Source organism: Nocardiopsis sp. CNR-923, from assembly GCF_001942255.1.
Lineage (GTDB): Bacteria > Actinomycetota > Actinomycetes > Streptosporangiales > Streptosporangiaceae > Nocardiopsis.
Genome location: NZ_MKKC01000028.1, coordinates 1 through 2,415 on the forward strand (window position 1 = coordinate 1; position 2,415 = coordinate 2,415).

The 2,415-nt window shown below is 56.8% G+C and carries 1 rRNA gene; it reads right to left on the reverse strand.

What is annotated here, in order from left to right:
- Positions 1-2,415: ribosomal RNA gene (locus BJF83_RS01945) — 23S ribosomal RNA — on the reverse strand; the annotation flags it as partial.

The window sequence follows — 2,415 nt, forward strand, 5'->3', positions numbered from 1 at the left end:
CGCCCCAGTTAAACTACCCACCAGACACTGTCCCCGAACCGGATCACGGCCCAAAGTTAGATGCCCGAAACAGTCAGAGTGGTATTTCACCAACGCCTCCACCGCCACTAGCGTGACAGCTTCACCGGCTCCCACCTATCCTACACAAACCATCCCAAACACCAATGTCAAGCTATAGTGAAGGTCCCGGGGTCTTTCCGTCCTGCTGCGCGAAACGAGCATCTTTACTCGTAGTGCAATTTCACCGGGCCCATGGTTGAGACAGTGGGGAAGTCGTTACGCCATTCGTGCAGGTCGGAACTTACCCGACAAGGAATTTCGCTACCTTAGGATGGTTATAGTTACCACCGCCGTTTACTGGCGCTTAGATTCCCAGCTTCGCAAGGGACAAACCCCCACTAACCAGTCCTCTTAACGTTCCAGCACCGGGCAGGCGTCAGTCCGTATACAGCGTCTTACGACTTCGCACGGACCTGTGTTTTTAATAAACAGTCGCTTCCCCCCGCTATCTGCGACCCCACCCAGCTCCGACCGCAAAGGCCATCACCAGACAGGGCTCCCCTTCTCCCAAAGTTACGGGGACAATTTGCCGAGTTCCTTAACCATGGTTCACCCGAACGCCTCGGTATTCTCTACCTGACCACCTGCGTCGGTTTAGGGTACTGGCCACACACGAACTCGCTAGAGGCTTTTCTCGACAGCATGGGATCACTCACTTCACCAAAAACGGCTCGGCATCACGTCTCAGCCACACAGTGTGCGGATTTACCAACACACCAGCCTACACGCTTACCCCCGGACAACCACCGCCGGGTAGAGCTACCCTCCTGCGTCACCCCATCACTTACCTACTACAACATCGGTTCCCACACCAAAACCCCAGGCTCCCCGAAGGGACCCCAAGGCACCAGCATGGTTAGCATCCGTCGCCTCGATACTGGACGCTCGCGCACGGGTACGGGAATATCAACCCGTTATCCATCGACTACGCCTGTCGGCCTCGCCTTAGGTCCAGACTCACCCTGGGCGGATTAACCTGCCCCAGGAACCCTTAGTCAATCGGCGGCAACGTTTCTCACGCTGCTTTCGCTACTCATGCCTGCATTCTCACTCGCACACCCTCCACCACACGATCACTCGGCAGCTTCACCGGATGCACGACGCTCCCCTACCAACCCGGGCACAAACCCGGGCTCCACAGCTTCGGCGGTGTGCTTAAGCCCCGCTACATTATCGGCGCAGAACCACTTGACCAGTGAGCTATTACGCACTCTTTAAAGGATGGCTGCTTCTAAGCCAACCTCCTGGTTGTCTCAGCAACTCCACAACCTTTCCCACTTAGCACACGCTTAGGGGCCTTAGCTGATGATCTGGGCTGTTTCCCTCTCGACTACGAAGCTTATCCCCCGCAGTCTCACTGCCACGCTTCACTTAACCGGCATTCGGAGTTTGTCTGACGTCAGTAACCTTGTCGGGCCCATCAGCCAAACAGTAGCTCTACCTCCAGCAAGAAACACGCGACGCTGCACCTAAATGCATTTCGGGGAGAACCAGCTATCACGGAGTTTGATTGGCCTTTCACCCCTACCCACACCTCATCCCCCAGGTTTTCAACCCTGGTGGGTTCGGGCCTCCACGAGGTCTTACCCCCGCTTCACCCTGGACATGGGTAGATCACTCCGCTTCGGGTCCACAGCATGCGACTCCAACGCCCTCTTCAGACTCGGTTTCCCTACGGCTACCCCACCCGGGTTAACCTCGCCACACACCATGACTCGCAGGCTCATTCTTCAAAAGGCACGCCATCACCCACCACAAAGACAGGCTCTGACGGCTTGACAGCACACGGTTTCAGGTACTATTTCACGACCCCTCACCGGGGCACTTTTCACCTTTCCCTCACGGTACTAGTGCACTATCGGTCACCAGGACGTATTTTGGCTTAGCAGGTGGTCCTGCCAGATTCACACGGAATTCCTCGGGCTCCGCGCTACTCGGGAGAACATCAACACCTAGACTCTTCCTTCACCTACGGGACTCTCACCCACTCCGGTACCGCTTCCCAACGGATTCAGCTAGAAGAACCATCAGCGCTCCGGGCCGGCAGACCCGAACAGATGCACCCCACAACCCCGCACACGCAACGACTGCCGTCTATCACACGCGCACGGTTTAGCCTCTTCCCCGTTCGCTCACCACTACTAGGGGAATCACTGTTGTTTACTCTTCCTACGGGTACTGAGATGTTTCACTTCCCCGCGTCACCACCAACTACCCTATACATTCAGGCAGCGGCAACCCGACACAACTCGGGCTAGGTTTCCCCATTCGGACACCCACGGATCAAAGCTCGGTTGACAACTCCCCGTGGACTATCGCGGCCTCCCACGTCCTTCATCGGCGCCTGGTGCCAAG